The sequence below is a fragment of the Streptomyces sp. Ag109_O5-1 genome (genome assembly GCF_003814875.1).
Classification (GTDB): Bacteria; Actinomycetota; Actinomycetes; order Streptomycetales; family Streptomycetaceae; genus Streptomyces; species Streptomyces sasae.
Genome location: NZ_RKQF01000001.1, coordinates 8,639,805 through 8,665,075, shown reverse-complemented (window position 1 = coordinate 8,665,075; position 25,271 = coordinate 8,639,805). Strand labels below are relative to the sequence as shown.

Sequence of the window (25,271 nt, the reverse complement as noted above, 5' to 3'; positions counted from 1 at the left end):
GGACGTTCATGACCTCCCCTTCCGTGCCCGCGGGGGCCGCCGTTCCTGTGAGAATCAGGACCATGGAAAGCAGCAGCACCACGGGCGGCAGCACACGCCGTGAGGCCACCCGGCAGAAGCTCTACGAGGCCGCCGTCACACTCATCGCCGAGCAGGGCTTCTCCGCCACCACCGTGGACGAGATCGCCGAACGGGCCGGGGTCGCGAAGGGCACGGTCTACTACAACTTCGCGAGCAAGTCGGTCCTCTTCGAGGAGCTGCTGCGGCACGGCGTGGGCCTCCTCACCGCCTCCCTGAGAGAGGCCGCGGAGCGGACCGCTCGGGAGGGCGGCAGCCGGGTCGACGCCCTGGACGCCATGGTCCGCGCGGGCCTCGTCTTCATCGACCGCTACCCGGCCTTCACCCAGCTCTACGTGGCCGAGCTGTGGCGCACCAACCGGGCCTGGCAGTCGACGCTGATGGTGGTCAGGCAGCAGGCCGTCGCGGTCGTCGAGGGCGTGCTGCGCGAGGGCGTGGAGAACGGCGAGTTCAGCGACGAGATCGACGTCCAGCTGACGGCGGCCGCGCTGGTGGGGATGGTGCTGGTGGCGGCCCTGGACTGGAAGTCCTTCCAGCCCGAGCGCTCCCTCGACGACGTCCACTCCGCGCTGTCCCGGCTGCTGCAGGGGCGGGTGAGCGGGAAGGGCTGAACGGGATGTGCGAAGGCGCCGGCCCCCGCCACCGGCCGCGTCCCCCGCGGGCCGCCGTCGGACCGGCGCCTTCCGTACACCCCCGTGCTTCCCCGTTCCCCCGTGTTCCCCCGGGTCCCCTCTCCCCCGTGTCTCGCTTCCGCCGACGTGAATCGGCGGAAGGAGCGGTCAAGGGCGCCGGCGCCGTTCCGCCGCCCCGTGTCGGCGGTGCCGGGCCTCGCGCCCCCTTCCGTGTCTCCACTCTCTCGTTCACGCAGGTCGCGGCCCATCCGCGCGCGTACTCAACTCGCTCCCTAGGTACACGTACTCAGCCCTGCGCACGCGGACCCAGGACGCCCGGCCGCCGACTGGCTACGATCGCGTCCGTGTCGGTACTCCCCTTGGTCTTCACCAGCGGCTGGGCCAGCGGAATCAACGCCTATGCGGTGGTTCTGCTGCTCGGCCTGTTCGGCGCGACGGGCCTGAGCGACGACGTCCCCGAGACGCTGCAGCGCCCCGAGGTGCTGATCGTCGCGGGCGTGCTCTTCCTGTGCGAGGCGGTCGCCGACAAGATCCCGTACGTCGATTCGGTGTGGGACTCCGTGCACACGGTGATCCGGCCGGTCGCCGGCGCCTGGGTCGGAGCGCTCCTCGCCGGGCACAGCGGCTCCCTGTCGGACGTGGCGGCCGGGCTGGTCGGCGGTTCGACGGCGCTGGCCAGCCACGCCGTCAAGGCCGGGACCCGGATGGCGGTCAACACCTCCCCGGAGCCGTTCAGCAACATCGCGCTGAGCCTGGCCGAGGATCTCGGGGTCGCCGGGATCGTGACGTTCGCGGTGTTCCATCCGCTGCCGGCGGCGATCATCGCGGCGGTGCTGCTGGCCACCGGCCTGGTCGTGCTGGTGTTCCTGATCTCCCGGATCCGGCGGTTCTGGCGCCGCCGGGCCCAGCGCCGGGAGGAACGGCGGCTTGCCACGCAGGTGGGCGGGCCGCCGGGCTGACGGCCCGCCGCACCGCGTTGTCGGTGGCGGTCGATAAAGTCGCGGGCATGGGACGGATTGCGGTGATCGGCGCCGGGATGGGCGCCATGGCGGCGGCCGCCCGGCTGGCCGTCGCGGGCCACCGGGTGACGGTGTACGAGCGCACGGAGACGTACGGCGGCGAGGTGCACCGGTTCGAGCGCGACGGGTTCGCCTTCGACACCGGGCCGGGGCTGCTGCCGTTGCCGGCCGTGTACCGCGATCTGTTCGTCAAGACCGGCAAGGAGCCGCTGGAGGACTGCGTCGAGCTGGTCCAGGTCGACCCGTCGGCCCGGCACGTCTTCGCGGACGGCACCGAGGTGTCGTTGCCGAACGCGTCCCGCGCGGGTGTCGTCACCGCCCTGGACGAGGCCCTCGGCTCGGGCGCCGGGCAGCGCTGGGGCGACTTCCTGGTACGGGCCCGGGAGGCCTGGGACCGCACCCGGCGCCCGCTCCTGGAGGAGCCGCTGTGGCCGAACTGGCAGGTGCTGGCCGAGCGCGAGCCGTACCCGTCCGTCCCGCACAAGAAGCTGCTGCGCACCCGCCGGGCGCGCACGCTGGCGGAGATCGGCGCCTGGGAGCTGCGCGACGAGCGGCTCGCCGCCCTGCTGAACAGCCACGCGATCGCCTACGGCCTCGACCCCCGGGACACTCCGGCGAGCGCGGCGGTGCTGCCGTATCTGGAGCACGCCTTCGGCATCTGGTATGTGCGCGGCGGCATACGGGAGTTGGCGCGCGCGGTGTACGAGCGGTGCGTGAAGCGGCGGGTGGAGTTCGTGTTCGGGGCGGAGGTCACCGGGATCCTGGCGAAGGACGGCCGGGCGGTGGGGGTGGAGCTCGCCGACGGCGAAGTGGTCGACGCCGACCATGTGGTGGCCGGCGTGGATCCGGTGCGACTCAACACCCTCACACAGTGGACGGGTTGGCAGCTGGACGCGGACGGTGACGTACGGGCCGACGCGGCAGTGGCGCGCCCGGGCCGGTTCAGCGTGCTGCTCGCGCTCCGGGGCGGCCGGGAGGCCGGTGCGGTGCACCGCACGGTCGTGCACGCACCGGACGACCAGACCGAGCTGGACCTGCTGGTCGCGCCCGGCGGCGACCGGCCGGTGCGTCCCACGGTGACCGTGCTGCGCCCCGACGACCCGGCGCTCGGACCGGACGAGAACCACGAGTCCGTGGTGCTGTCGGCGGTGCTGTCCACCGAGGCCGACTGGGAGCAGGAGAGTACGGCCCTCGCCTACACGGACTTCCTGCTCGAAGCCGCCGAGGCCGCCGTGCCGGGGCTGCGGGAGCGCCTGCTCTGGCATGAGACCCGGACACCCGAGCAGGTCACGGACAGCACCGGGTTCGGGGAGATCTCCGCTCCCGCCCTGGCCGCCGGTCAGGGCCGCTTCCTGCACCCGGCCAACAGCACCCGGCTGCCGGGCCTTTACCGGGTCGGGAGCTGGTCGCACCCGGGCGGCGGCCTGCCGCACGCCGGGATGTCGGGCGCACTGGTCGCCGGACTGATCGTGGAGGGGCCGGAGTTCCGCGGCTCCCAGTGAGCCGGGCTCTCCGGAGCGGCTTCAGAAACGGTACTGCTGCTCGTCGTACCCGTTGCTCTGGTGGCCCTGGCCCTGCTGCTGGCCGTCGCCCTGGTAGTACTGCTGCTCCTGCGGGAGTTCGCCGCCGTACGTCTCGTCGGCGCGCTGCTGCGGGACCCAGACACCGCCGGCCGGGGTCTCGGCGTAACCGTTGGTGCCGTACTGCTGCTGGGCGTAGCCCTGCTGGTCGTACTGCTGGGTGCCGTACGACTGGTCGTACCCGGCGCCGCCGTAGGTCTGGTTGCCGATGTACGGGTCGGAGTAATTGGCGTACTGCTGCTGGCCGCTCGCGTCATAGCCGTACTGCTGCTGGCCGTAGCCGGAGTAGTCGTAGGCGTAGTTCTGGTCGGTGCCCTGGGTGGCGTACGACTGGTCCTGGCCCGCGGTCGCGTAGGCGGCCTGCTGGTCGCCGGTGGCGGCGTAGCCGGAGGAGTCGCGGTAGACGCCGTAGGAGCCGGTGTCGTCGGGCATCGGCTGCGGCTCGTACACCGTGGTGGACTCCGCGGCGGTCGGCTCCATGGTGCGGGCCGCCGGAGTGAAGACGTCGTCGCGGTCGAAGTCGTCGCCGCCGTAGACGGGGGTACTGCCCGTGGAGTAGGCGGCCTGCTGGCCGGCGTAGGCGGCGTCCGCCGCGTCCGGGTCGGTGGCCTCCAGGCCGGGGTCCTCGTCCGGCTCACCACGGCGGCGCTTGATCAGGCCGCCGGCCTCGTCGTCCGCACCGGGGCGCTTGACCGCCCAGCCGGCCTCGAAGCCGCGGCGGAACGACAGCGTGACGTACGTCTGGCCGACCGCGAACGCGATCGCGCCCACGCCGATGACGATCACGGACGGGATCAGAACACCGAAGACGACCCCGAGGAAGCCGACGAAGGCGAGCAGACGCCAGCGCAGCCGCGCCTTGTACTGCAGTAGCACCTCGCCGAGCAGCCACAGCGCGACGATGCCGAACGCTACGTAGAGGACCGTCCAGCCCATGTACGCCCCTCTCCCATGTGCCCGCTACGCAGTGTGTCGTACTCCGGTGCGGCCGGTCTAGGCCTGCGGGGGATGGTGCAGGCCCAGGTTCTCGTAGATTTCCAGCGTGGCCGTGGAGTTGTTGAGCGTGATGAAGTGCAGTCCGGGCACTCCCTCGGCCAGCAGCCGAGCGCAGAACTCCGTGGCGAACTCGATACCGATGGAGCGTACCGCCGCCGGATCGTCTTTCGCTGTGAGGATCCGCTCTTTCAGGGCGTCCGGGAAGGCCGCGTTGCTGAGTTTGGGCAGCCGTTCCAGCATCTTCACACTGGTGACCGGAAGAATTTCCGGGATGACCGGAGTCTCGCAGCCGGCCGTGGCGACCGAGTCGCGAAGGCGAAGGTAGGACTCGGGCTGGAAGAACATCTGGGTGATGGCGTAGTCGGCGCCCGCGCGGCACTTGTCGACGAAATGCCGGACGTCGGTGTCCCAGTCGCCGGAGCGCGGGTGCATCTCCGGGAACGCGGCGACGCCCACGCAGAAGTCCCCCGACTCCTTGATGAGCCGGACGAGTTCGGCCGCGTAGGTCAGACCCTCCGGGTGCGCCACCCAGTCGCCCATCGGGTCGCCGGGCGGGTCGCCGCGCACCGCGAGCATGTTGCGGATCCCGGCGTCCGCGTACTGGCCGATGATGTTGCGCAGCTCGGCCAGGGAGTGGTCGACCGCGGTGAGGTGGGCGACCGGGGTGAGCGTGGTGTCGGCGACGATCTGCTCGGTCTCCTTGACCGTGCCCGCGCGGGTGGAACCGCCAGCGCCGTAGGTCACGGAGACGAAGTCGGGAGCGACCGCCTCGACCCGCCGGAGCGCGCTCCACAGGTTCCGCTCACCCTTGGGGGTCTTCGGCGCCGAGAACTCGAACGAGTACGTGGTCTTGCCGGTGGCGAGCATGTCGCGCACGGTGCGTGCGCGATCAGTCCTGGTGGACGCGGTTCCTAGGGCCATACCCGCAGGTTAGTCAGGGGTGGACGGTCACCCAACCACACTCGGGAAAATTGCCCGAATTGTCGATCTCGTGTCCGGATACTGGACAAGTTTCCGGACAGTCGGGGCGAACAACCGAGCGAACAGAGCGTCACGCCGACCGCAGTCGCTTCGCGAACTCGGCCGCCGCGGCGCCCGGGTCGTCGGCCGCGGTGAGCGCCCGGACGACGACCACCCGGCGGGCGCCCGCGTCCAGCACCTGGTCGAGGTTGCCGAGGTCGATGCCGCCGATGGCGAACCAGGGGCGGTCGGTGCCGAGGGCGGCGGTGTACCGCACCAGGTCCAGGCCGGGGGCGGGGCGGCCGGGCTTGGTGGGGGTGGGCCAGCAGGGGCCGGTGCAGAAGTAGTCCACGCCGTCCTGGACGGCGGCCGCCTCGGCCTCGGACTCGGCGTGCGTGGAGCGGCCGATCAGGACGTCGGGGCCGAGGATCGCCCGGGCGGCCGGTACCGGGAGGTCGCCCTGGCCGAGGTGGAGCACGTCGGCGGCGGCCGCGTGGGCCACGTCCGCGCGGTCGTTGACCGCGAGCAGCTTGCCGTGCCGGGCGCAGGCGTCGGCGAACACCGCGAGGTGCTCCAGCTCCTCGGCGGCCTCCATGCCCTTGTCGCGCAGCTGCACGATGTCGACACCGCCCGCCAGGACCGCGTCCAGGAACTCGGCGAGGTCGCCCTGCTCCTTGCGGGCGTCCGTGCAGAGGTAGAGACGGGCGTCGGCGAGCTGGGCTCGGGCGGTGTCGGGCATCGGTGTGTTCCCCCGTTGTGTCGGTGCGGGTTTCCTCAGACGGCGAGCGCCTGGGCGCGGCGCTTCACCTCCGTGCCGCGATTCTCGCTGAGCGCCTGGGCGGGGGTGCCGGGCAGGGTCTCGTCGGGAGTGAAGAGCCACTCCAGCATTTCTTCGTCCGTGAAGCCGTCGTCCCGCAGGAGCGTCAGGGTGCCGGCCAGGCCCTTGACGACCTTGTCCCCGTCGATGAAGGCGGCGGGGACGTGCAGCGCGCGGTTCTCGCCACGGCGTACGGCGATGAGCTGGCCCTCCTTGACCAGCTGCCGCACGCGGGTCACCTCGACGTCGAGCATCTCTGCGATGTCGGGGAGGTTGAGCCAGGCGGGGACGAGAGCATCGATGTTTGCGTCAATCTCGGTCACGGGATCCAGGGTAGGCGCTTTGCCGGTTCGGCCGCGATGGGTGGTCGTCCGGGTGCGGCGTCCCATGACATCGGCGCCGCGCGCTGTCAGGCCTGGCGGGCGTGGGACGCGAGGCGATCGGCGAGCGCGGCGACGAGGTCGCGCAGTTCCTCGGGGCGTTCGATGACGAACGGCCGGTCGAGTGAGGCGAGCACCCCGGGCAGCCAGTCGAGCCGCTCCGCCCGCAGCTCGACGCGCAGCCAGCGCTCGGTCGCCCCGTCCTGGCCGGCCGCGGGCGTGAGCTCCTCCAGGATGGCGACGCCGGCGGGAAGGCGGGCGCGGATCTGCCCGGCCGTCCCGTGGATCCGCAAGGTCACCTCGTGCCGGTACTCGGCCGTGGCGAACCCCGACAGCACGCGCTGTGCCGGATCGGTGTCCTCGGGCGCCTCGAACGAGCCGGGCAGGGTCCTCGCGTCCGCGATGCGATCGAGCCGGAAGGTCCGGTCCTCGCCGATCTGGGCGTCCTTGCCCGTGACGTACCAGCGGCCCGCGTGGGCGACGATCCCGTACGCGTGCAGCGTGCGTTCGGTGCGCCGTCCGTCGCGGTCGGTGTAGCGGATCGAGACCGGCCGGCGGTGGCGCACCGCATCGGCGACGGTGAGCAGGACCTCGGCGTCCGGGGTGTCGGACTCGCCAGGCCGATCCGTGAAGGCGAGAGTGTCCAGGAGTGTGTCGAGCCGACGGGCGATGTGCCTGGGCAGCACCCGCCGGATCTTCGCCGACGCCGTCTCGCTCGCCGTGTGCTGTGTCGTCGTCAGCCCTGCCCGTCGGCCGGCGACCAGGCCGAGCAGCACGGCCAGCGCCTCGTCGTCGCTGAACATGAGCGGGGGCAGGCGGTACCCGGGGGCGAGCCGGTACCCGCCGTAGCGGCCGCGCACCGATTCCACGGGCACGTCGAGGTCGATCAGCTGGTCCACATACCGCCGCACGGTGCGCCCCTGGACGCCGAGCCGGTCGGCGAGTTCGGCCACCGTCCGGGTGCCGCCCGACTGCAGCAGTTCCAGGAGTGTCAGTACGCGGCCGGTGGGTCGAGGCATGTGCGCAGCCTAATGCGAATACAGGACCGATTCTGTCCGCTATTTCTCCTAGCCTGCGGCGTGCACGCCTTCAGCACAGCCAAGGAGATTCCCATGGACTTCGTCTCGATCCGCATCATCACCGGCGACGTGGCACGCCTCGTCGAGTTCTACGAGCGAGCGACGGGGGCAGCGGCGACGTGGGCCACCGAGGACTTCGCCGAGCTCAGGACCGCGGGCGCCACCCTCGCGATCGGCAGCACCCGCACCGTCCCGCTGTTCGCCCCGGGCTCCGCCCGCCCGGCGGCCAACCACAGCGTGATCACCGAGTTCCTCGTCGACGACGTGGACAGCGTTTACAACAACCTGACCGGCTTCGTCACCGACTTCGTCACCAAGCCCACCACGATGCCCTGGGGCAACCGGTCACTGCTGTTCCGCGACCCCGACGGCAACCTCGTCAACTTCTTCACCCCCGTCACCCCGGCAGCCATCGAGAAGTTCGCACGCTGACGCCATGCACAGCCGCTCGCGCCGCTCATGCCGCTCGCGCCGCTCATGCGGCTCATGCGGCTCACGCGGCTCACGCGGTGAAGGCATCGCGGCGGCGGCCGACCGCCCGCCGGCCGGACCGCCGGGAGCGGCTACGGCTCCGCGGTGGCGCCTTTCAGGGGGCGAGCGGGATCGGCCAGTGCCTCCGGGTCCATGGGGCGCCCCGCCTCGATCAGCCGCCGCCCTTGCGCCAGGTCGCGCGGGCGGCCCACCGCCAGCAGGGCGACCAGGCGGTCCTCGCGCAGCCAGCACACCGTCCACGCGGGGCCGGCGGGGTCACCGCGCCAGACCATGCGGTCGGCCACGGCATGGTGGCCGGCGTACTGGACGAAGCGGCCGAACTGCTCCGACCAGAAGTACGGCACCGGGTCGTAGACCGCGTCGGACTCGCCGAGGATGTTGGCGGCGACCGTGCGCGGGCCCTGGAGGGCGTTGTCCCAGTGGTGGACCAGCAGGCGCTCCCCGTAGCGGCCGGACGGGAAGGACGCGCAGTCGCCGACCGCGTAGACGTCCGGGACGCCGGTGCGCAGGCGGTCGTCGGCGACCACCTCGCCGTGTGCGCCCAGTTCGATGCCGGAGCCGGTCAGCCAGGCGGTGGCGGGACGGGCGCCGATGCCGACCACGACGGCGCCCGCGGGTACCCGTGAGCCGTCGTCGAGGACCACCGCGCCGGGCTCGACACGCGCCACGCGCGCGTGCGTACGCAGTTCGGCGCCGCTGTCGGCGTACCAGGCGGTCATCGGCGCGGCGACCTCGGCCGGGAGCGCTCCCGCGAGCGGGCGGTCGGCGGCCTCCACGACGGTCACCGCGCAGCCGGCCTCGCGGGCGGCGGTGGCGAACTCGGCGCCGATCCAGCCCGCGCCGACCACCACGATGTCGTGCTGCCGGGCGAGCACCGGCCGCAGCCGGTCGGCGTCGTCGAGGGTGCGCAGCAGATGGACGCCGGGCACGCCCTCGGTGCCGGGCAGCGTGATCGGCTCGGCACCGGTGGCGAGGACCAGGACGTCGTACGGCACCGGTCCGGCCTCGGTGTCGAGTTCGTGGTCGGCGGGGCGCACGGCCAGCGCCTCACGGCCGAGCGCCAGCTCGATGCCGAGCGCGTCGAAGTCGACCTCGAAGGCGGAGCCCTCCGCCTTGCCGAGCAGCACGGCCTTGGAGAGCGGTGGCCGGTCGTACGGCTGGTGGGGTTCGGCGCCGATCAGGGTGACGGCGCCGGTGAACCCCTGCTCGCGCAGGGCGACGGCGGTCTGCACCCCGGCCATGCCCGCACCCACGACGACCACGCGCCGCGCCTGTGACGTGCCCCGTTGCTGCGTCTGCCCGCTCACTCGATCACCATGGACAAGAACGATAGACAACTGACAAAGAGTCAGTCAGGGGGCGTGCCGGGTGACCTGTTGCACAGCGCCCGCCGAGGCCGTCTTACAAGGGCGGAGCGGTGCGGGCTAGGGTGGCGTACAAGCACACGCGGGAGCCCGGACGCACCGGGCTGAGAGGGAGGCTGGCGGCCTCCGACCGTACGAACCTGATCCGGGTCATGCCGGCGAAGGGAGGGGCTGGACGCCCATGTCCTCACGTACGTCCGACGTCCTCGTCATCGGGGGCGGCATCATCGGCCTGGTCACGGCCTGGCGGGCGGCTCAGCGCGGGCTCTCGACCACCGTGGTCGACCCCGGGCCCGGCGGCGGAGCCGCGCAGGTCGCGGCCGGGATGCTGGCCGCGGTCACCGAACTGCACTACGGCGAGCAGACCCTGCTGGGGCTCAACCTGGCCTCCGCCCGCCGCTATCCCGAGTTCGCCGCCGAGCTCACCGAGCTCACCGGCCACGACCTCGGCTACCGGCGCTGCGGCACCCTCGCGGTCGCCCTCGACGCCGACGACCGCTCCCATCTGCGCGAGCTGCACGCCCTGCAGCAGCAGTCGGGGCTGGAGTCCGAGTGGCTGTCCGGGCGGGAGTGCCGGCGCCTGGAGCCGATGCTCGCGCCGGGTGTGCGCGGCGGGCTGCGGGTGGACGGCGACCACCAGATCGACCCGCGCCGGCTGGCGGCGGCGCTGGTCGCCGCGTGCGAGCGGGCCAGGGTGGTGTTCCACCGCGACTGGGCGGAGCGGCTGACGGTGGTACGGGAGCGGGCCGCCGGTGTCGTCACCCGCACAGGCGATGCGCTGGGCGCGGACCAGGTGGTGCTGGCCGCCGGGAGCCGGAGCGGGCAGCTCGCGGGCGTGCCCGCCGACGTGCTGCCGCCGGTGCGGCCCGTGAAGGGGCAGGTGCTGCGACTGACCGTGCCCGCGCGGTACGCGCCGTTCCTGAGCCGGACCGTGCGGGCCGTGGTGCGGGGCGGCAACGTCTACCTGGTGCCCCGGGAGAACGGCGAGCTGGTCGTCGGCGCGACCAGCGAGGAGCTCGGCTGGGACACCACGGTCACGGCGGGCGGCGTCTACGAGCTGCTCCGGGACGCGCACGAACTGGTTCCCGGGATCACCGAGCTCCCGCTGACCGAGACCCGGGCCGGGCTGCGCCCCGGCTCCCCCGACAACGCGCCGCTGCTCGGGCCGACCCGCCTCGACGGGCTGTTGCTGGCCACCGGGCACTACCGCAACGGGGTGCTGCTCACGCCGGTCACGGGGGACGTGATGGCGGAGCTGTTGGCCGGCGGGGAGCTGCCGGCTCAGGCCCGTCCGTTCACGCCGAGGCGATTCGGCGCCGTACTCGTGGAGCAGACCGCATGAACATCTCCGTCACCGTCACCATCTCTGTCAACGGGGAGCGCCGGGAGATCGCCCCGGGCACGGCTCTCGACACGCTCGTACGGTCCCTCACGGCCGCGCCCTCCGGGGTGGCCGCGGCGGTCAACGAGACCGTCGTACCGCGCGGGGAGTGGCCGGGCACGGCGCTCGCCGAGGGTGACCGCGTGGAAGTTCTCACCGCCGTGCAGGGGGGCTGAGTCATGGCCGACGATCCGTTCGTCCTCGGAGGTACGGCCTTCTCCTCCCGGCTGATCATGGGGACCGGGGGCGCGTCCAGCCTGGAGGTGCTGGAGCGGGCGCTCGTCGCGTCCGGGACCGAGCTCACGACGGTCGCGATGCGGCGGGTGGACCCGGGGGTACGGGGTTCCGTGCTGTCGGTCCTGGAGCGGCTGGGGATCCGGGTGCTGCCGAACACGGCCGGGTGCTTCACCGCGGGGGAAGCGGTGCTGACGGCCCGGCTGGCGCGGGAGGCGCTGGGCACTTCGCTGGTCAAGCTGGAGGTCATCGCCGACGAGCGGACGCTGCTGCCGGACCCGGTCGAGCTGCTGGACGCGGCGGAGACGCTGGTGGACGACGGGTTCACGGTGCTGCCGTACACGAACGACGACCCCGTGCTGGCGCGGAAGCTGGAGGACGTCGGCTGTGCGGCGGTGATGCCGCTGGGGTCGCCGATCGGGTCGGGGCTCGGGATCCGCAACCCGCACAACTTCCAGCTGATCGTCGAGCACGCGCGCGTGCCGGTGATTCTGGACGCGGGGGCCGGTACGGCGTCGGATGCGGCGCTGGCGATGGAGCTGGGGTGTGCGGGGGTGATGCTGGCGTCGGCGGTGACGCGGGCGCAGGATCCCGAGCGGATGGCTCACGCCATGCGGGCCGGGGTGGAGGCGGGGCGGTTGGCCCGGCTGGCCGGTCGCATTCCCCGCCGGCACTTCGCGGAGGCGTCGTCCCCTGCGGAGGGCCTGGCCGTGCTGGACCCGGAGCGCCCCGCGTTCTGACCGCCGACCGGTTCTCCCACCCACGCACCGCCCGAAACCGTCGGCCGAGAAGCGGAACTCTCCCGCGGGGGCCCAGCCCCATCGGCGGCCTCGGGCCGTGCGTGGCGGGGACGGGGGTCAGGCGTCGGTGAGTTCGGCGTTTGCGCGGTTTGTGATCAGGGTCAGGACGCGGCCGGTGACCGCGAGGTCCTCCTCCGGGATGCCCGCGTACAGGCGGGCGGCGATCTCGGTGCTCTCGGTGGAGATGGTCTCGTACAGTTCCCGTCCGGCATCCGTGACCCGCAGCCGGGACGTGTCCGCCGGGTCCGCCTCCAGCAGCTTCGCGGCCGTCAGCTCCTCGATCGCGCCGCGCCCGACCGACTCGCCGGTCTTCAGCGCGCCGGTGATCTCGCCGACGAGTTCGTCGCGGCCGATGGACTCACCGGCGACCGCGACGAGCCGGAGGGTCAGATTCTGGTGGAACGTGATGCCGTGGCGGGCCAGCACGCCCTCCAGAAGGGCACGCGGGGCGTGGTGCGCCAAGCCGATGACGCGGGCGTTGACCAAAGGCGTGGTGGTCATGACTGCTCCTTCTCGGTCTCGTTCTCGGTGTGCGGATCAAGAGGTGCGGCGAGCAGGGTCCCCAGCTCGCGGGTGAACTGCCGTGCGCGCGGGTCGTCCCGTCCCCCGAGCGGCGCGAGCAACTGGTCCAGCAGCCCCTGGACCACCTTGATCGCCCGGCCGGTGACATCGCGGCCCTGTTCGGTGAGCGACAGCTGCATGGCGCGCGGGTCGTCCGGGTCCCGGGTGCGGGCGACGAGTCCGGCAGTCTCCAGGGCGCGGGCCAGCTTGGAGACGTACAGCGGTTCGAGCCCGGTGTGGTCGGCGAGCGCGCGCTGACTGGGCCGTGCCCCGGAGCGCGCGATGCCGTACAGCGACGCCATCAACGCGTACTGGGCGTGGGTCAGGCCCAGCGGTGCGACCGCCCGGTCGACGGCCACCCGCCACTTCATCGACAGACGCCAGACCAGGAACCCCGCCGTGGCGCCCTCAGCTGCAGTGCTCATGAACACATACAGTACATGGATACTATGTACATGGCTACTATTTTCCAGCGTCACAGGTCCGCTGCAGTCCCGGGGAGAAAACAGTCTCGTCTGGGGGGCCGTCGGTACGGGCTCGTACACTCGCCTGCGTGGATATGACCCTTCAGGACCCTCTCGTCGGGCAGGTGCTCGACGGCCGTTATCGCGTCGACGCGCGGATCGCCGTCGGCGGGATGGCCACGGTCTACCGGGCCCTGGACGTCCGGCTGGACCGGGTGCTCGCGCTGAAAGTGATGCATCCGGCGCTCGCCGCCGACGGCGCGTTCGTCGAGAGGTTCATCCGGGAGGCCAAGTCGGTCGCCCGGCTGGCCCACCCGAACGTCGTCCAGGTCTTCGACCAGGGCACCGACGGGACGTATGTCTATCTCGCCATGGAGTACATCGCGGGGTGCACCCTGCGCGACGTGCTGCGGGAGCGCGGCGCACTGCAGCCGCGGGCCGCCCTGGACATCCTGGAGCCGGTGCTGGCCGCGCTGGGCGCCGCGCACCGCGCCGGGTTCGTCCACCGGGACATGAAGCCCGAGAACGTGCTGATAGGGGACGACGGGCGGGTCAAGGTCGCGGACTTCGGGCTGGTGCGGTCCGTGGACAGCGTCACCAACACGACGGGGGCCGTGCTCGGGACCGTGGCCTATCTCGCGCCCGAGCAGGTCGAGAGCGGGGCCGCCGATCCGCGCGTCGACGTCTACGCGTGCGGTGTCGTGCTCTACGAGATGCTCACCGGGGAGAAACCGCACGACGGGGACTCGCCCGCGGTGATCCTGTACAAGCACCTCCACGAGAACGTGCCGGCGCCGTCCGTCACCGTGCCGGGGCTGGCGTACGAACTCGACGAGCTGGTCGCCCTCGGCACCGCCCGCAACCCCGAGGTCCGGCCGTACGACGCCGTCGCGCTGCTCGCCGCCGTACGGGAGGCGCGGGGCAGGCTGAGCGACGCGCAGCTGGACGCCGTACCGCCGCAGGCGCTGTCTCAGGCGCATGACATCGCCGAGGACCGGACCAGCGTGATCCCGCGGTCGCTGACGGTGCCCCGGCCGCTGCCCGTCAACGAGGAGGACGAGGGCGTCCTGCGGACCAGCCCGTTCGAGGCACCTCCGGCGGCTCCGGACCGGCGGCGCGGGGGCCGCCGGTCCCGGCGCGGGCTGGTGACGCTCATCGTCGCCGTGCTGATCGTCCTCGGCGCCGGGGCCGGCGTCTGGTACATCAACTCCGGCCAGTTCACCAAGGTCCCGCCGCTGCTGGCCAAGACCCAGGCGCAGGCCACCGCGCGGCTGAAGGAGGCCGGGCTCGACGTCAGGTCGGTCGAGCACGCCTACAGCGACACGGTGAAGCGGGGCACCGTGATCAGCACCGACCCGGCGGCCGGCGCGCGGATCCGCAGCAACGACTCGGTGACGCTGACCGTCTCCGACGGCCCGGAGACCGTGAACGTGCCGGACGTGCAGGGACGGACCCTGGCGAGGGCCAAGGCGCTGCTCAGGGCCGACGGCCTCGAACCGGGCATGGTGACGCGGGAGTTCAGCGACGACGTGCCCAAGGGGTCGGTGATCAGCACCGATCCCGGGGCCGGGTCGAAGCGGCACGCCGGAGCGGCCGTCGCGTTCGTCGTCAGCAAGGGCTCGCCGGTCGACGTTCCGGACGTCACCGGTGACAGCCTGGACGACGCCCGGCAGGGGCTCCAGGAGGCCGGGCTGAAGGTGACGGTGTCCGCCACCGAGGTCAGCTCCCAGTACGACCAGGGGCAGGTCGCCCAGCAGACCCCGGCCGGCGACGCACAGGCCGCCCAGGGCGACACGGTGACGCTGACGCTCTCCAAGGGCCCGGAGATGGTCGAGGTGCCGAACGTGGTCGGGGCCGGCGTCGACGCCGCGACCAAGCTGCTGGAGCAGTCCGGTTTCCAGGTCAAGGAGGACCGCGGACTGCTCGGGCTGTTCGGGAACACCGTGAAGAAGCAGTCCGTGGACGCCGGGGAGCAGGCGCCCAAGGGGTCGACGATCACGATCACCATCCGCTGACGGGGACCCGGCCCTGTCATGACACCCTTGACGGGTGAAGAGTCAGCAGTCCGGTCCCTCCCGCAACCCCGTCGGCGGTCATGTCCCCGTGGCCGGCGGCCTGCACTCCGTGGGGCTGGCGTACGCCCGTGAGCTGAAGGCCGAGACCGTGCAGGTCTTCGTCGCCAACCCGCGCGGCTGGGCCACCCCGGCCGGCAACCCCAGGCAGGACGAGGCGTTCCGCACGGCCTGCGCGGAGGGGTCGGTCCCGGCGTATGTGCACGCCCCCTACCTGATCAACTTCGGCTCGCACACCGAGGCGACCGTGGAGAAGTCGGTGGAGTCACTGCGGCACTCGCTGCGCCGCGGGCGGGAGATCGGGGCGCTGGGTGTGGTCGTGCACACCGGGAGCGCGACCGGCGGGCGGGCCCGGGAGGTCGCGCTCAAGCAGGTACGGGCGCAGCTGCTGCCGCTGCTGGACGAGCTCACCCACGACGACGACCCGTTCCTGCTCCTGGAGTCCACCGCCGGTCAGGGCGCGTCCCTCTGTTCGCGGACCTGGGACTTCGGGCCGTACTTCGAGGCGCTGGACGCCCATCCGAAGCTGGGTGTCTGCCTGGACACCTGCCACATCTTCGCCGCCGGACACGACCTGACCGGGCCGAGCGGGATGCACCGGACACTGGACCTGCTGGTGGACACCGTCGGCGAGGGGCGGCTGAAGCTGATCCACGCCAACGACTCCAAGGACGTCGTCGGCGCGCACAAGGACCGGCACGAGAACATCGGGTCCGGGCACATCGGCGAGGATCCGTTCCGTGCGCTGATGACCCACCCGGCGACCGCGGGCGTACCGCTGATCATCGAGACGCCCGGCGGCAAGGAGGGGCACGCGGCCGACGTCGAGCGCCTCAAGCGGCTCCGCGACGGCTGACGCCCCTCGGACCTGGGCTCACCCCACCGCCAGCGGCACCACAGCCAGCAACAACCCCGCCCCGAGCAGCGCCATCGAGCGGCGCAGCCAGCGGTACTTCGCCGAGAGGATGACGCTGACGTCCTGGAACTGGGTGAGCAGCCAGCCCACCCGGTCCGCCCCGGCCTCGGCGGCGGCGCGGCGCAGCGCCTCCCGGTCCACGCCGCCCAGCGCGTCGGCGTAGAAGGTCGGGCCGGGTGCCGAGCGGACCGTGCGGGTGCGGGGCACGATCACCGCGAGCAGCAGCAGCGTGCCGGCCGCCCACAGCGCCCCGCCCGCCCCGAGGAAGGCCAGGGCGGCGCCGGAGGTGCCGGACGGAGCCCCTCTGCCGAGCGCCAGCGCGGGCACCGCGACGGCGCCCGAGAGCAGGACGGACGCCTTCACGTCCGCCCTGCCCAGGTCCTCGCGCACGGTCAGGAGCAGCCGTTCGGCGACGTAGTACGCGGCGGCGTCGGGATCGGGACCGAGACCGGGACCAGGACCGGGGTCTGGATCGCCTGGGTTCATCGGCGGGCCTCGGGGCTGGAGTCGTCCTCCACCCCCGTCCCCTCACCGGGGATGACGTCCGCCGGGAAGACGGGCGGGGCCGGCGGGAGCGGCGGCGGCGCGTCGGCCGGGAGCAGCGGGGGCGCGGGCGGCATCGGCGGCACCGGCAGCGAGGTCGGGGCCTGCGGCAGGCCACCCGGAAAAACGCCGGTGGAGACCGAGCGGCTGTAGTCGATGAGGGCCTGGACCTGGTCGTCGATCTGGTGGCGCTGGACCACACCCTGGTTGATCAGGTTGGTCAGGTAGTCCAGGGCGCCCTGGCGCTGTTCACGGGCCTGCTGCTGGAGCACTCCGAGGATCTCGTGCGCCCGGCTCGGGTCGGCGGCCAGCATATGGGCGTACTGGGCCGTCTCGCCCGCCCCGATCAGCTTCTGCGCGTCGTCGAGGTTGGCGGCGATCCGCGCCTTGTTGGCGGTGTCGATGGCCTCCTGGACCACGCTGTCCTTCTCCACCGCGACCATCTGGGCCTGGTGGTCGGCGGCAGCCTGGCCGAGGTCGATACGGACGAACACCTGGGTGGCGAGGCCGAGTTCGGCACCGAAGTCGGCCCACCGGCCGCTGACCAGCTCGTCCTGGATCGCCTCGTCGACCTGCTGGGCCGAGTCCAGGCTGTAGCGGCGGCTGAGCCCGCGCAGCCTGGCCTCCAGCGACGGGCGGAGCATCCGCTCGACGTCGACCACACGCTTCTCGGCGGCCAGGTAGAAGTCGCGGACCTCCCAGTTGACGTCGGCGCCCGCCCTGAACTGGGAGCGGTCCCCGTAGGTGGGCAGGTCCAGCTGGAAGGAGACCTGGTGCTGGCCGCGGGCGATCCAGCACACCGAGGTGGGCTTGCCCATCAGCGGCTTGTTGAAGTGCTCGGCACCGCGGACGGTGATGATGCTGTGCCCGCCGTTCTTGTAGTAAAGCACCGACGCCACCTGGCTGTTGCGGTGCCGGTAGGCGGCCTGCGGGGCGAACTCGCGGACGAAGGGGCCTCTGAGGTCGAGCGGCAGGACGAACTCCTCGTCCTGCGGCTGCCACGGCTGCCACTGGTTGTGCGTCATGGTGTACTCGCTCCCTGGACCGCCCCCCACAGGCGGCGGACCTGCTGTTCGTTCAGTGGTTGGTCGGGGTCTTCGGTGAGTTCCTTGATGAGGGACAGCAGCCGGTTGCGGTCGTCGTGGCTGTGCACGAGCAGCGGCAGGAACCGCTCCAGCTGGCCGGCCCAGGGCTGGTCGGCGGAGCCGCGCAGCCAGTCGGACACGGTCTCGACGGCGGCCTCGTAGGACCGCGGGGTCTGCAGGGCCGTCCACAGCAACCCGGCGAGTTCCGGGGCGAGCGCGGGCCGCACGGCGGCGAGGGCCAGCATCAGCGGCCAGTCGCCGTGGTCCTCCAGGTCCTCGTGCCGGTTCCAGAGGTCGCTGGCGGGGAGTCCGGCCAGGTAGACCGTGGACTGCAGGCCGAGGTCCTGCTGGGGGCGGCGTTCGTCGGAGAGCCAGGCCCGGATCCGGTGCAGGGTCCGGGCCTCGGGGTGGGCGCCGGCGAAGTGGGCGACCTGCACGGCCGCACCGGCCCGCAGCTTGCCCTCTTCCCAGACGCCGATGCCGCCGAGCAGGTCGAGGGACTCCCGGACGGTGTCGGTGGCCCGGCCCCGGCCGAGTACCGCCCCTGCCGTCCAGCGCAGTTCCTGGTCGCCGTACCGGGCCCAGGAGCCGACCAGGGCGCGGATGGCGGTGCCGACCTCCGGGGAGCTCAGGGCCACGTCGAGGACGGAGGCGGCGAACAGCCTCCGGCGGGCCCGTTCGGACTGGGCCATGGGCTGGACCAGTTCGTGCACGGTGTGGGAGAGGTCCAGGCGGCACAGCCGGCCGGCCGCCACGGCGGCCCGGACCCAGACCTGGGGCCGGGTGTCCTCGCAGAGCCCGGCCAGCCAGCGCAGTACGGGTCCGCGTGCGTTGTGCCGGTGCTGCCACAGGTGGCCGAGGACGGCGGGGGCGAGTGCGTCGCCGCCGAACCGCACGGTGCGCACCGGCACTTCCTCGGTACCGACCAGTTCGGTGCCCAGTTCGGCGACCGCACGGGCGGAGACCAGCCGGGCGTCGACGCCGTCGCTGAACAGCAGGCGCCCGGGGGTGGCCTCGGGGTCGACGGTGACGGCCAGTTCCCAGGCGAGCATCTCGGCGGCCTCGGCGACGGCGCTGAGCGAGGCCCCGTCCAGGACGGCGACGGCGATCCGGTAGGCCGCGTCCCGCAGCCGCTCCGGGGTCTCGGAGCGGCCCCCGCCCGCGAACCATTCGGCAGCCTGGTTCTCGGCGAACTTCCGGCATTCGCCGAGGAGTTCGTCGTGGGTGAGCTTGCCCTGGGTGTGCCGGGCCAGCAGGGTGGCGAAGTGGGCCGCCTCCGCCGGCCGCAGGTCTTCCAGTCCCCGCGCCGCCAGCACGTCGGGGTCGAGGGCGGTCGCCCGGGCCCGTTCGTAGTCGGGTCCCGCGCCGCCGAGTTCGAGGGCGAGGTGGCCTTCGAGTACGGCGGTCTGGGCGGCCGGGGTGTGGGCGCGGTGGTAGCGGGCGCTGCGGGAGAGCACGTCACCGGGTTCGGGGGTGGCGAGCAGGACCGCGTAGGCGTCCTTCCTGCCGAGCAGTTGGCAGAGCCGGTCCAGGCCGGTCTCGTCGGGCAGCGCGGCGCCGGGTTCCAGCGCGTAGCCGTGACCCTCGCTGATCTGGTCGTCGTCGAGCTTGTCCAGGTCGGTGCGCGGGTCGAGCCGGGAGACATGGCCGTCGGTCAGTCTGTCCAGCAGGGACAGGGCGGTGTAGGCGCGGCCGGTGCCGGGCTGGCCGAACAGCACCAGGAGCCGTCCGGCGGTCAGCTGGCCGAGGTGGTCGTCGTAGTCCGCGGGCTGTGTGAAGACCTGGCGGAGTCTGCGCAGTTGGTCGGGCGGGAGCGGGCCGGCGAGGACGCGTTCCGTGGTCTGCCGGCCGTAGAAGTTCATGGTGCCGACGGATCCGGAGCTGACGAGGGTGCCGGATCCGTGCTGGCTCACGGTCGAGCGGTAGACGCGGGAGGCGGCGGCCGCGGCGCCGGGCAGCGCCGCCTCGCCGAGCGGATCGGCGGTGGAGCCGCCGATGACATCGGCCTTGTCCGGCTCGGGTGCGCCGGCGGACTCGGCGCCCTGCGGCTTGTCGGGTTCGGCCTTCTGCGGCGGCGGCTGCTGCGGCGGCGGCTTCGGGGAGCCCTGGGGCGGCTGGGGGCCCGGTGCGTTCATCGGCCACCGCCGTCGGAGAGGTCAATGGAGTCGACGGTGCCGGCGACCACGATCCGGCCGGTCCCGTACTGGTTGACGTTCTGGACGACGCGGTCACCGGTGGCCACGTCGTCTCCGGCGGCTGCGGTGCCCGCGGTGGGCGCGGTGGGCGCGTCATCTGCGGTGGCCGCGTCGTCTGCAGTGCCAGCGGTGGCCGCGTCATCTGCGGTGCCTGCGGTGTCGGCGGCGGCCGGCGGCTGCGGCGGGTGGTCCGTCCGCGGCCCGGACTGCTCCGGCAGACCGCCCGGCCCGTCCGCCGCCGGCTCCGGGTGCTGTTCCGCGTACGGCTCCGGCGGTTCGCACCGGCCGGGGACCATGAACCAGGCGGTGGTGCGGCCCTCCTTGAGGTCCACGTCGTACCGTCGGTAGTACTTGGGGTCCACCCAGCGTCCGCCGGGCAGGACGAAGTCCTCGTGCACCCGGTCGGAGGCGGCCACCACCAGCGGCGCGTCGGCCGCGGCCCTGAGGATCGCCTTCGCGGTGCCGCAGTCGCACAGTCGGCAGGCCAGGTCGACGGCGCGCCCGGAGCGGCCGAAGGCGTCGGCCGTGACCCGGCCGATGTGCAGGCCCACGCGCAGCCGCAGCGGCTTTCTGAGGTCCCGGTTGGTCTCCCGCAGGTTCTGGTGGAGGTTCTCCACCCACTCCCCCACGACCCGGACGGGCGGCACATCGGGTGCCAGCACACCGAGGATGCCGTCGCCGCGGTCCTCCTGGTAGAGCCGCGGCGGGCGGATACCGGCCTGTTCGAAGGCGGTGCCCGTGACGTCGTAGAGTCTGCGCCGCATCTCGGGTTTCTCGGTGTCGGACAGCAGGCCCGAGCCCTGTGCGTCCACGTTGACGATGAAGCCGTACGCGGCTTCCCCCTCCATCGCTTTCTCCTCCCTGCCGTCCCGCCGGACCACCGGCCGCCTGGCTGCGATGGTCGCGGAGCCGGCCGGTTGTCGCTGTAGCCGTTTACACAGCGCACGGGACTCGGTGTTTCTAGGTCTCGTGCGGTTGTCCGGCGGCGAGCAGGCGGAGCGGGTCCAGATCGGCCACGGCCAACATGCCGGGACCGGTGCGGATCAGGCCCTGTTCGCGTAACAGGCGCAGTGCCTTGGCGACGGCCTCGCGCGTGGAGCCCACGGACGCGGCCAGTTCGTGCTGCGCGAGGGGCAGCCGTATGGTCACGGCCTCGTTCTCCAGGCGGCCGGTGCGGTCGGCGAGTTCGACGAGGCGCTCGGCGAGCCGCTGCAGCACGGTCATGGAGGCCAGCGCCCGGCGCTCGTGGTCCGCGCTGCGCAGCCGCTCGGCGAGCTGGTTCATCATCAGCGCGTTGGCGTGCGGCCGCGAGGCCAGGAACCGCCGGAACCGCTCACCCGGTACGACCAGTCCCGTCACCTGTCCGAGCGTGCTCACCGAGGCGCTGCGCGGGCGGCCGTCGAGCGCCGCCATGTCGCCGATGACCTCGCCGGCCCGGCGCAGGGCCAGGATCAGCCGGCCGCCGCGCTCGGTCGGTGTCCACACCGTGCACCAGCCGCTGAGCAGGACCACCGCGAACGTGGTGCGGTCGCCTTCCGCGATCACCGTGTCGTACGGCGGGTACTCGTGCCGGGTACCTAATCCCGCCAGTGCTTCCCGGTCCCCCGGACCGAGTCCCCCCATGAAGGTATGCCGCTCTCCGAACAGCCCCACCGTCGTCCCCCGACCGCTCGCCCCCGAACCGGATCACAAGCGGAACCCCACGGGCCCCCCGGATCCGTCTCCGCCCGGCGCGTCTCCCGCCAGGCAAGGGTCTCAGCGTAGCGCTCTGGGCACGGAATGTGCCCGCCGTTACCGGAACGAGCCCCGAACCCTTCCCTGGAATACCCCATGGGGGTATACATGTTGGCGTCACAGAAGGTTCCGCACCTGACACCGGGGGTCAGCCATGGACCACGAACACGCCATCCACGAGCACACCGAACACACCCACACCGCGCAGGCCCACACCGCGCACGCCCACACCGCGCACGCCCACACCGCGCACGCCCACACGGCACACGGAGCACACGGCAGCACCGGTGCCTCCTGGGCCATGGCGGCGCAGGCGACTCTGCACTGTCTCACCGGCTGCGCCGTCGGCGAGGTGCTCGGGATGGTCGTCGGTACGGCGTTCGGCTGGGGGAACCTGCCGACCACGCTGCTGGCGATCGTGCTGGCGTTCTTCTTCGGCTACGCGCTCACGATGCGCGGGGTCCTGAGGGCGGGCGTCGACTTCCGTACCGCGCTGCGGGTGGCGCTGGCCGCGGACACCGTCTCCATCGCCGTGATGGAGCTGATCGACAACGGCACGATCCTGGTCTGGCCGGCCGCGATGGACGCCCAGTTGGACGACGCGCTGTTCTGGATATCGCTGGCCGTGTCGCTCGTGCTCGCGTTCATCGTGACCACGCCGGTCAACAAGTGGACCATCGGGCGGGGCAAGGGGCACGCGGTGGTGCACCAGTACCACCACTAGAGCACCGACACCGGCACCGGCACCGGCGGCTCAGAGTTCCGGACCGTCCCCCGGACCCTCCTGGTAGGAGTAGCGCTGCTCCTTCCAGGGGTCGCCGATGTTGTGGTAGCCACGCTCCTCCCAGAAGCCGCGGCGGTCGGCGGTCATGTACTCGATGCCACGGACCCACTTGGGGCCCTTCCAGGCATACAGATGGGGCACGACCAGGCGCACCGGGAAGCCGTGCTCGGCGGTGAGGAGTTCGCCGTCCTTGTGGGTGGCGAAGACGGTGCGCTCGGCGGCGAAGTCCGCGAGGCGCAGGTTGGAGCTGAAGCCGTACTCCGCCCAGACCATCACATGGGTGACGTCGGGGGCGGGCGGGGCGAGCTCCAGGACGGTCCGGGCCGGGATCCCGCCCCACTCCGCGCCGAGCATGCTGAACTTCGTCACGCAGTGCAGATCCGCGACCACGGTGGCGTACGGCAGGGCGGTGAACTGCTCGTGGTTCCAGATGTGCGCGCCCGCGTCGGCGGTGGCGCCGAAGACCCTGAACTCCCAGCGCTCGGGCCGGAACTTGGGCACCGGGCCGTAGTGGGTGACCGGCCAGCCGCGCTGCAGTCGCTGCCCCGGCGGAAGCTCGGACCCTGCAGCTTCTCGCGACGCGCGCTCCACCGGATGACCCATGCCTTCCATCCTGACAGACCGCAAGCGGTGCACCCGACCAGGCATACCCCTCGGAAGTCGCCAAAACGGCCAACTGGCATCAAGCATGCACGTACTTACTAAGTACGCACTTACTGGACGATCTTCTGTGCCGGTGCAATCATGCGCCGCAAACACCCCAGTCCGTGGAAGGAGCCTCTGCGATGCAGGGCGACCCCGAGGTCATCGAATTCCTCAACGAGCAGCTCACCGGTGAGCTCACCGCGATCAACCAGTACTTCCTGCACGCGAAGATGCAGGAGAACTTCGGCTGGTACAAGCTCGCGAAGTACACCCGGCACGAGTCGTTCGACGAGATGAAGCATGCCGAGGTGCTCACCGACCGGATCCTGTTCCTGGAGGGGCTGCCCAACTACCAGCGGCTGTTCCACGTGCGCGTGGGGCAGACCGTGAAGGAGATGTTCGAGGCCGACCGGCAGATCGAGGTGGAGGCGATCGACCGGCTCAAGCGCGGGATCAAGGTGATGCGCGAGAAGGGCGACATCACGTCCGCGAACATCTTCGAGGACATCCTGGCCGACGAGGAGAACCACATCGACTACCTCGACACCCAGCTGGAGCTGGTGGAGAAGCTCGGTGAGGCGCTCTACATCTCGCAGATCATCGAGCAGCCCGAGAGCAGCTGACCTAAGCGGCCTCGTCGAGCCCCTCGATCTCCGAGAGCACCGGGCGGCCCTGGTCGGCCAGCTCACGGCGGGGGCAGGCGCCCCGGCCGAGGATCGCCTGGATCCGGCGGACGCACGAACCGCAGTCCGTGCCCGCCTTGCAGGCGGACGCTATCTGGCGAGGGGTGCGGGCGCCGTCCTCCGCATGCTGCTTGACCTGCGCCTCGGTCACTCCGAAGCAGCTGCAGACGTACACGCGGATTCACCTCCCGCCGGGATCGATCAGTGGTGCCGTACCGATGGACGGTGAGGCAAACCTAACCTTACCCATCACCCGGGGCCCGCAAAAGTGGAAGGGGCGCGGATCATTTGTGATCCGCGCCCCACTGCACTGCAAAGACCTGCTACTGGTCCCGGTACATCTCCGCCACGAGGAACGCCAGGTCAAGGGACTGGCTGCGGTTCAGGCGGGGGTCGCAGGCCGTCTCGTAGCGCTGGTGCAGATCGTCGACGAAGATCTCGTCGCCGCCGCCCACGCACTCGGTGACGTCGTCACCGGTGAGCTCGACATGGATGCCGCCCGGGTGGGTGCCGAGGGTCTTGTGGACCTCGAAGAAGCCCTTGACCTCGTCGAGCACGTCGTCGAAGCGGCGGGTCTTGTGACCTGAGGCCGCCTCGAAGGTGTTGCCGTGCATCGGGTCGGTCACCCAGGCCACCGTGGCGCCCGAGGCGGTGACCTTCTCGACCAGCTCGGGGAGCTTGTCGCGGACCTTGTCCGCGCCCATCCGGACGATGAAGGTCAGCCGGCCCGGCTCGCGGTCCGGGTCGAGGCGGTCGATGTACCGCAGCGCCTCCTCGGCCGTCGTCGTCGGGCCGAGCTTGATGCCGATCGGGTTGCGGATCTTCGAGGCGAACTCGATGTGCGCGCCGTCCAGCTGCCGGGTGCGCTCACCGATCCACACCATGTGCCCGGAGACGTCGTACAGCTTGCCGGTGCGGGAGTCGACCCTGGTCAGGGCGGACTCGTAGTCCAGCAGCAGCGCCTCGTGCGAGGAGAAGAACTCGACGGTCTTGAACTCCTCCGGGTCGGTGCCGCAGGCCCGCATGAAGTTCAGCGCGTTGTCGATCTCGCGGGCGAGCTGCTCGTAGCGCTGGCCGGACGGGGACGACTTCACGAAGTCCTGGTTCCAGGCGTGCACCTGGCGCAGGTCCGCGTAACCGCCGGTGGTGAAGGCACGCACCAGGTTCAGCGTCGAGGCGGACGCGTTGTACATCCGCTTCAGCCGCTCGGGGTCCGGGATCCGGGCCTTCTCGTCGAAGTCGAAGCCGTTGACCGAGTCACCACGGTACGTCGGCAGCGTCACGCCGTCGCGGGTCTCGGTCCCCTTGGAGCGCGGCTTGCTGTACTGGCCGGCGATCCGGCCCACCTTCACCACGGGCACCGACGCCGCGTACGTCAGCACGGCACCCATCTGGAGAAGGGTCTTGAGCTTGTTGCGGATGTGGTCGGCCGACACCGCGTCGAAGGCCTCCGCGCAGTCGCCGCCCTGGAGGAGGAACGCCTCTCCCTTGGCGACGGCCGCCATCCGGGCGCGCAGCTGGTCGCACTCGCCCGCGAAGACGAGCGGCGGATACGACTCCAGCTCCGCAACGACTGCGCGCAGAGCCTCGGGGTCGGGGTACTCGGGCTGCTGCGCCGCGGGCAGGTCTCGCCAGGTGTTGCCAGCGCTCTGGCTGGTCTTAGCGTTCACGGTCACCTCGTAAACATTACGGGGTCGTGTCCACGGATATTTCCGTGGCTCGACTGATGAGACGGAAAGATTGTCCCGTGGACAGAGGGTGGGGTGCGGTACTGTTT

At 71.8% G+C, this 25,271-nt stretch carries 27 protein-coding genes and 1 riboswitch; of the genes, 11 read left to right on the top strand and 16 right to left on the bottom strand.

What is annotated here, in order from left to right; all coding sequences use genetic code 11:
* Positions 1-62 precede the first annotated feature (62 nt).
* From EDD90_RS39410 to EDD90_RS39400, 3 genes are all read left to right on the top strand, one after another.
* Positions 63-689: a TetR/AcrR family transcriptional regulator gene (locus EDD90_RS39410; RefSeq protein WP_123977876.1), complete on the top strand. Its 627-nt coding sequence runs from the start codon at positions 63-65 to the stop codon at positions 687-689.
* 365 nt (positions 690-1,054) lie between these two features.
* Positions 1,055-1,669 (top strand): DUF4126 domain-containing protein, encoded by a 615-nt coding sequence (locus EDD90_RS39405; RefSeq protein ID WP_123977875.1) that lies wholly within the window; start codon positions 1,055-1,057, stop codon positions 1,667-1,669.
* A 47-nt stretch (positions 1,670-1,716) separates the two neighbouring features.
* The gene (locus EDD90_RS39400; RefSeq protein WP_185149392.1) at positions 1,717-3,231 is read left to right on the top strand and encodes an NAD(P)/FAD-dependent oxidoreductase; all 1,515 of its coding nucleotides are present in this window, start codon (positions 1,717-1,719) and stop codon (positions 3,229-3,231) included.
* Positions 3,232-3,252: 21 nt separating this feature from the next.
* Here the strand turns inward: EDD90_RS39400 and EDD90_RS39395 are convergent, their stop codons facing one another.
* The 5 genes from EDD90_RS39395 to EDD90_RS39375 form a co-directional block, all read right to left on the bottom strand.
* Complete coding sequence (locus EDD90_RS39395; RefSeq protein WP_123977874.1) at positions 3,253-4,245, bottom strand: hypothetical protein; 993 nt, start codon at positions 4,243-4,245, stop codon at positions 3,253-3,255.
* A 57-nt stretch (positions 4,246-4,302) separates the two neighbouring features.
* Entirely contained in the window at positions 4,303-5,226 is a 924-nt protein-coding gene (metF, locus tag EDD90_RS39390; protein ID WP_123977873.1) for a methylenetetrahydrofolate reductase [NAD(P)H], read from the bottom strand.
* A 130-nt stretch (positions 5,227-5,356) separates the two neighbouring features.
* A complete protein-coding gene (thiE, locus tag EDD90_RS39385; protein ID WP_123977872.1) occupies positions 5,357-6,004 on the bottom strand; it encodes a thiamine phosphate synthase in 648 nt (215 codons plus the stop codon).
* Between the two features lie 35 nt (positions 6,005-6,039).
* On the bottom strand, positions 6,040-6,405 hold the full coding sequence (locus EDD90_RS39380; RefSeq protein WP_123977871.1) for an Rv2175c family DNA-binding protein: 366 nt from the start codon (positions 6,403-6,405) through the stop codon (positions 6,040-6,042).
* 86 nt (positions 6,406-6,491) lie between these two features.
* Positions 6,492-7,481, bottom strand: coding sequence for a YafY family protein (locus EDD90_RS39375; RefSeq protein WP_123977870.1), 990 nt, complete (start codon positions 7,479-7,481; stop codon positions 6,492-6,494).
* 93 nt (positions 7,482-7,574) lie between these two features.
* Between EDD90_RS39375 and EDD90_RS39370 the strand changes: the two genes are divergently transcribed.
* Positions 7,575-7,973, top strand: a complete 399-nt coding sequence (locus EDD90_RS39370; protein WP_123977869.1) for a VOC family protein — start codon at positions 7,575-7,577, stop codon at positions 7,971-7,973.
* A gap of 131 nt (positions 7,974-8,104) precedes the next feature.
* On the opposite strand, the gene EDD90_RS39365 is transcribed toward EDD90_RS39370, so the two are convergent.
* A complete protein-coding gene (locus EDD90_RS39365; protein WP_123977868.1) occupies positions 8,105-9,340 on the bottom strand; it encodes an NAD(P)/FAD-dependent oxidoreductase in 1,236 nt (411 codons plus the stop codon).
* A 129-nt stretch (positions 9,341-9,469) separates the two neighbouring features.
* Positions 9,470-9,581: riboswitch (TPP riboswitch) on the top strand.
* Here EDD90_RS39365 and thiO point away from each other — a divergent pair.
* From thiO to EDD90_RS39350, 3 genes are all read left to right on the top strand, one after another.
* On the top strand, positions 9,579-10,739 hold the full coding sequence (gene thiO, locus EDD90_RS39360) for a glycine oxidase ThiO (RefSeq protein WP_123977867.1): 1,161 nt from the start codon (positions 9,579-9,581) through the stop codon (positions 10,737-10,739). Its footprint overlaps the riboswitch before it by 3 nt.
* Positions 10,736-10,954 carry a sulfur carrier protein ThiS gene (thiS, locus tag EDD90_RS39355; protein ID WP_123977866.1) on the top strand — a complete coding sequence of 73 codons (219 nt, stop codon included), beginning with the start codon at positions 10,736-10,738 and terminating at the stop codon, positions 10,952-10,954. Before thiO ends, thiS begins: the two co-directional genes overlap by 4 nt.
* Positions 10,955-10,957: 3 nt before the next feature.
* Positions 10,958-11,752, top strand: coding sequence for a thiazole synthase (locus EDD90_RS39350; RefSeq protein ID WP_123977865.1), 795 nt, complete (start codon positions 10,958-10,960; stop codon positions 11,750-11,752).
* Between the two features lie 117 nt (positions 11,753-11,869).
* Here EDD90_RS39350 and EDD90_RS39345 read toward each other — a convergent pair whose 3' ends face one another.
* Both EDD90_RS39345 and EDD90_RS39340 read right to left on the bottom strand, forming a co-directional pair.
* Positions 11,870-12,313 carry a winged helix DNA-binding protein gene (locus EDD90_RS39345; protein ID WP_123977864.1) on the bottom strand — a complete coding sequence of 148 codons (444 nt, stop codon included), beginning with the start codon at positions 12,311-12,313 and terminating at the stop codon, positions 11,870-11,872.
* A complete protein-coding gene (locus tag EDD90_RS39340; protein WP_123977863.1) occupies positions 12,310-12,798 on the bottom strand; it encodes a MarR family winged helix-turn-helix transcriptional regulator in 489 nt (162 codons plus the stop codon). Before EDD90_RS39340 ends, EDD90_RS39345 begins: the two co-directional genes overlap by 4 nt.
* A 134-nt stretch (positions 12,799-12,932) precedes the next feature.
* Here EDD90_RS39340 and pknB point away from each other — a divergent pair, with 134 nt between their 5' ends.
* Together pknB and EDD90_RS39330 are read left to right on the top strand one after the other, a co-directional pair.
* On the top strand, positions 12,933-14,852 hold the full coding sequence (gene pknB / locus EDD90_RS39335; protein ID WP_123982112.1) for a Stk1 family PASTA domain-containing Ser/Thr kinase: 1,920 nt from the start codon (positions 12,933-12,935) through the stop codon (positions 14,850-14,852).
* Positions 14,853-14,886: 34 nt separating this feature from the next.
* Positions 14,887-15,765 carry a deoxyribonuclease IV gene (locus EDD90_RS39330; RefSeq protein WP_123977862.1) on the top strand — a complete coding sequence of 293 codons (879 nt, stop codon included), beginning with the start codon at positions 14,887-14,889 and terminating at the stop codon, positions 15,763-15,765.
* A gap of 18 nt (positions 15,766-15,783) precedes the next feature.
* Here EDD90_RS39330 and EDD90_RS39325 read toward each other — a convergent pair whose 3' ends face one another.
* The 5 genes from EDD90_RS39325 to EDD90_RS39305 form a co-directional block, all read right to left on the bottom strand.
* Positions 15,784-16,311 carry a Pycsar system effector family protein gene (locus tag EDD90_RS39325; protein ID WP_123977861.1) on the bottom strand — a complete coding sequence of 176 codons (528 nt, stop codon included), beginning with the start codon at positions 16,309-16,311 and terminating at the stop codon, positions 15,784-15,786.
* Positions 16,308-17,393, bottom strand: a complete 1,086-nt coding sequence (locus EDD90_RS39320) for a hypothetical protein (protein ID WP_123977860.1) — start codon at positions 17,391-17,393, stop codon at positions 16,308-16,310. The genes EDD90_RS39325 and EDD90_RS39320 overlap by 4 nt, the downstream gene beginning before the upstream one ends.
* The gene (locus tag EDD90_RS39315; RefSeq protein WP_123977859.1) at positions 17,390-19,588 is read right to left on the bottom strand and encodes a hypothetical protein; all 2,199 of its coding nucleotides are present in this window, start codon (positions 19,586-19,588) and stop codon (positions 17,390-17,392) included. Before EDD90_RS39315 ends, EDD90_RS39320 begins: the two co-directional genes overlap by 4 nt.
* Entirely contained in the window at positions 19,585-20,496 is a 912-nt protein-coding gene (locus tag EDD90_RS39310; RefSeq protein ID WP_123977858.1) for a hypothetical protein, read from the bottom strand. Before EDD90_RS39310 ends, EDD90_RS39315 begins: the two co-directional genes overlap by 4 nt.
* 112 nt (positions 20,497-20,608) lie before the next feature.
* The gene (locus EDD90_RS39305) at positions 20,609-21,271 is read right to left on the bottom strand and encodes a Crp/Fnr family transcriptional regulator (protein WP_260328421.1); all 663 of its coding nucleotides are present in this window, start codon (positions 21,269-21,271) and stop codon (positions 20,609-20,611) included.
* A 265-nt stretch (positions 21,272-21,536) separates the two neighbouring features.
* Between EDD90_RS39305 and EDD90_RS39300 the strand changes: the two genes are divergently transcribed.
* Positions 21,537-22,106, top strand: coding sequence for a DUF4396 domain-containing protein (locus tag EDD90_RS39300; protein WP_123977857.1), 570 nt, complete (start codon positions 21,537-21,539; stop codon positions 22,104-22,106).
* A 30-nt stretch (positions 22,107-22,136) separates the two neighbouring features.
* On the opposite strand, the gene EDD90_RS39295 is transcribed toward EDD90_RS39300, so the two are convergent.
* Entirely contained in the window at positions 22,137-22,769 is a 633-nt protein-coding gene (locus tag EDD90_RS39295; RefSeq protein WP_123977856.1) for a sulfite oxidase-like oxidoreductase, read from the bottom strand.
* 182 nt (positions 22,770-22,951) lie between these two features.
* On the opposite strand from EDD90_RS39295, the gene bfr reads away from it, so the two are divergent.
* On the top strand, positions 22,952-23,434 hold the full coding sequence (gene bfr / locus EDD90_RS39290) for a bacterioferritin (RefSeq protein ID WP_123977855.1): 483 nt from the start codon (positions 22,952-22,954) through the stop codon (positions 23,432-23,434).
* Between the two features lies 1 nt (position 23,435).
* On the opposite strand, the gene EDD90_RS39285 is transcribed toward bfr, so the two are convergent.
* Together EDD90_RS39285 and EDD90_RS39280 are read right to left on the bottom strand one after the other, a co-directional pair.
* Entirely contained in the window at positions 23,436-23,669 is a 234-nt protein-coding gene (locus EDD90_RS39285) for a bacterioferritin-associated ferredoxin (protein WP_185149391.1), read from the bottom strand.
* A 148-nt stretch (positions 23,670-23,817) separates the two neighbouring features.
* On the bottom strand, positions 23,818-25,170 hold the full coding sequence (locus EDD90_RS39280) for a class II 3-deoxy-7-phosphoheptulonate synthase (protein ID WP_123977853.1): 1,353 nt from the start codon (positions 25,168-25,170) through the stop codon (positions 23,818-23,820).
* Positions 25,171-25,271 lie beyond the last annotated feature (101 nt).

Coding starts and splice junctions, on each gene's coding strand:
- EDD90_RS39410 (WP_123977876.1), top strand. CDS start 63: ATGGAAAGCAGCAGCACCACGGGCGGCAGCACACGCCGTGAGGCCACC.
- EDD90_RS39400 (WP_185149392.1), top strand. CDS start 1,717: ATGGGACGGATTGCGGTGATCGGCGCCGGGATGGGCGCCATGGCGGCG.
- EDD90_RS39395 (WP_123977874.1), bottom strand. CDS start 4,245: ATGGGCTGGACGGTCCTCTACGTAGCGTTCGGCATCGTCGCGCTGTGG.
- metF (WP_123977873.1), bottom strand. CDS start 5,226: ATGGCCCTAGGAACCGCGTCCACCAGGACTGATCGCGCACGCACCGTG.
- thiE (WP_123977872.1), bottom strand. CDS start 6,004: ATGCCCGACACCGCCCGAGCCCAGCTCGCCGACGCCCGTCTCTACCTC.
- EDD90_RS39375 (WP_123977870.1), bottom strand. CDS start 7,481: ATGCCTCGACCCACCGGCCGCGTACTGACACTCCTGGAACTGCTGCAG.
- EDD90_RS39370 (WP_123977869.1), top strand. CDS start 7,575: ATGGACTTCGTCTCGATCCGCATCATCACCGGCGACGTGGCACGCCTC.
- thiO (WP_123977867.1), top strand. CDS start 9,579: ATGTCCTCACGTACGTCCGACGTCCTCGTCATCGGGGGCGGCATCATC.
- thiS (WP_123977866.1), top strand. CDS start 10,736: ATGAACATCTCCGTCACCGTCACCATCTCTGTCAACGGGGAGCGCCGG.
- EDD90_RS39350 (WP_123977865.1), top strand. CDS start 10,958: ATGGCCGACGATCCGTTCGTCCTCGGAGGTACGGCCTTCTCCTCCCGG.
- EDD90_RS39345 (WP_123977864.1), bottom strand. CDS start 12,313: ATGACCACCACGCCTTTGGTCAACGCCCGCGTCATCGGCTTGGCGCAC.
- EDD90_RS39340 (WP_123977863.1), bottom strand. CDS start 12,798: ATGAGCACTGCAGCTGAGGGCGCCACGGCGGGGTTCCTGGTCTGGCGT.
- pknB (WP_123982112.1), top strand. CDS start 12,933: ATGACCCTTCAGGACCCTCTCGTCGGGCAGGTGCTCGACGGCCGTTAT.
- EDD90_RS39325 (WP_123977861.1), bottom strand. CDS start 16,311: ATGAACCCAGGCGATCCAGACCCCGGTCCTGGTCCCGGTCTCGGTCCC.
- EDD90_RS39320 (WP_123977860.1), bottom strand. CDS start 17,393: ATGACGCACAACCAGTGGCAGCCGTGGCAGCCGCAGGACGAGGAGTTC.
- EDD90_RS39315 (WP_123977859.1), bottom strand. CDS start 19,588: ATGAACGCACCGGGCCCCCAGCCGCCCCAGGGCTCCCCGAAGCCGCCG.
- EDD90_RS39310 (WP_123977858.1), bottom strand. CDS start 20,496: ATGGAGGGGGAAGCCGCGTACGGCTTCATCGTCAACGTGGACGCACAG.
- EDD90_RS39305 (WP_260328421.1), bottom strand. CDS start 21,271: ATGGGGGGACTCGGTCCGGGGGACCGGGAAGCACTGGCGGGATTAGGT.
- EDD90_RS39300 (WP_123977857.1), top strand. CDS start 21,537: ATGGACCACGAACACGCCATCCACGAGCACACCGAACACACCCACACC.
- EDD90_RS39295 (WP_123977856.1), bottom strand. CDS start 22,769: ATGGGTCATCCGGTGGAGCGCGCGTCGCGAGAAGCTGCAGGGTCCGAG.
- bfr (WP_123977855.1), top strand. CDS start 22,952: ATGCAGGGCGACCCCGAGGTCATCGAATTCCTCAACGAGCAGCTCACC.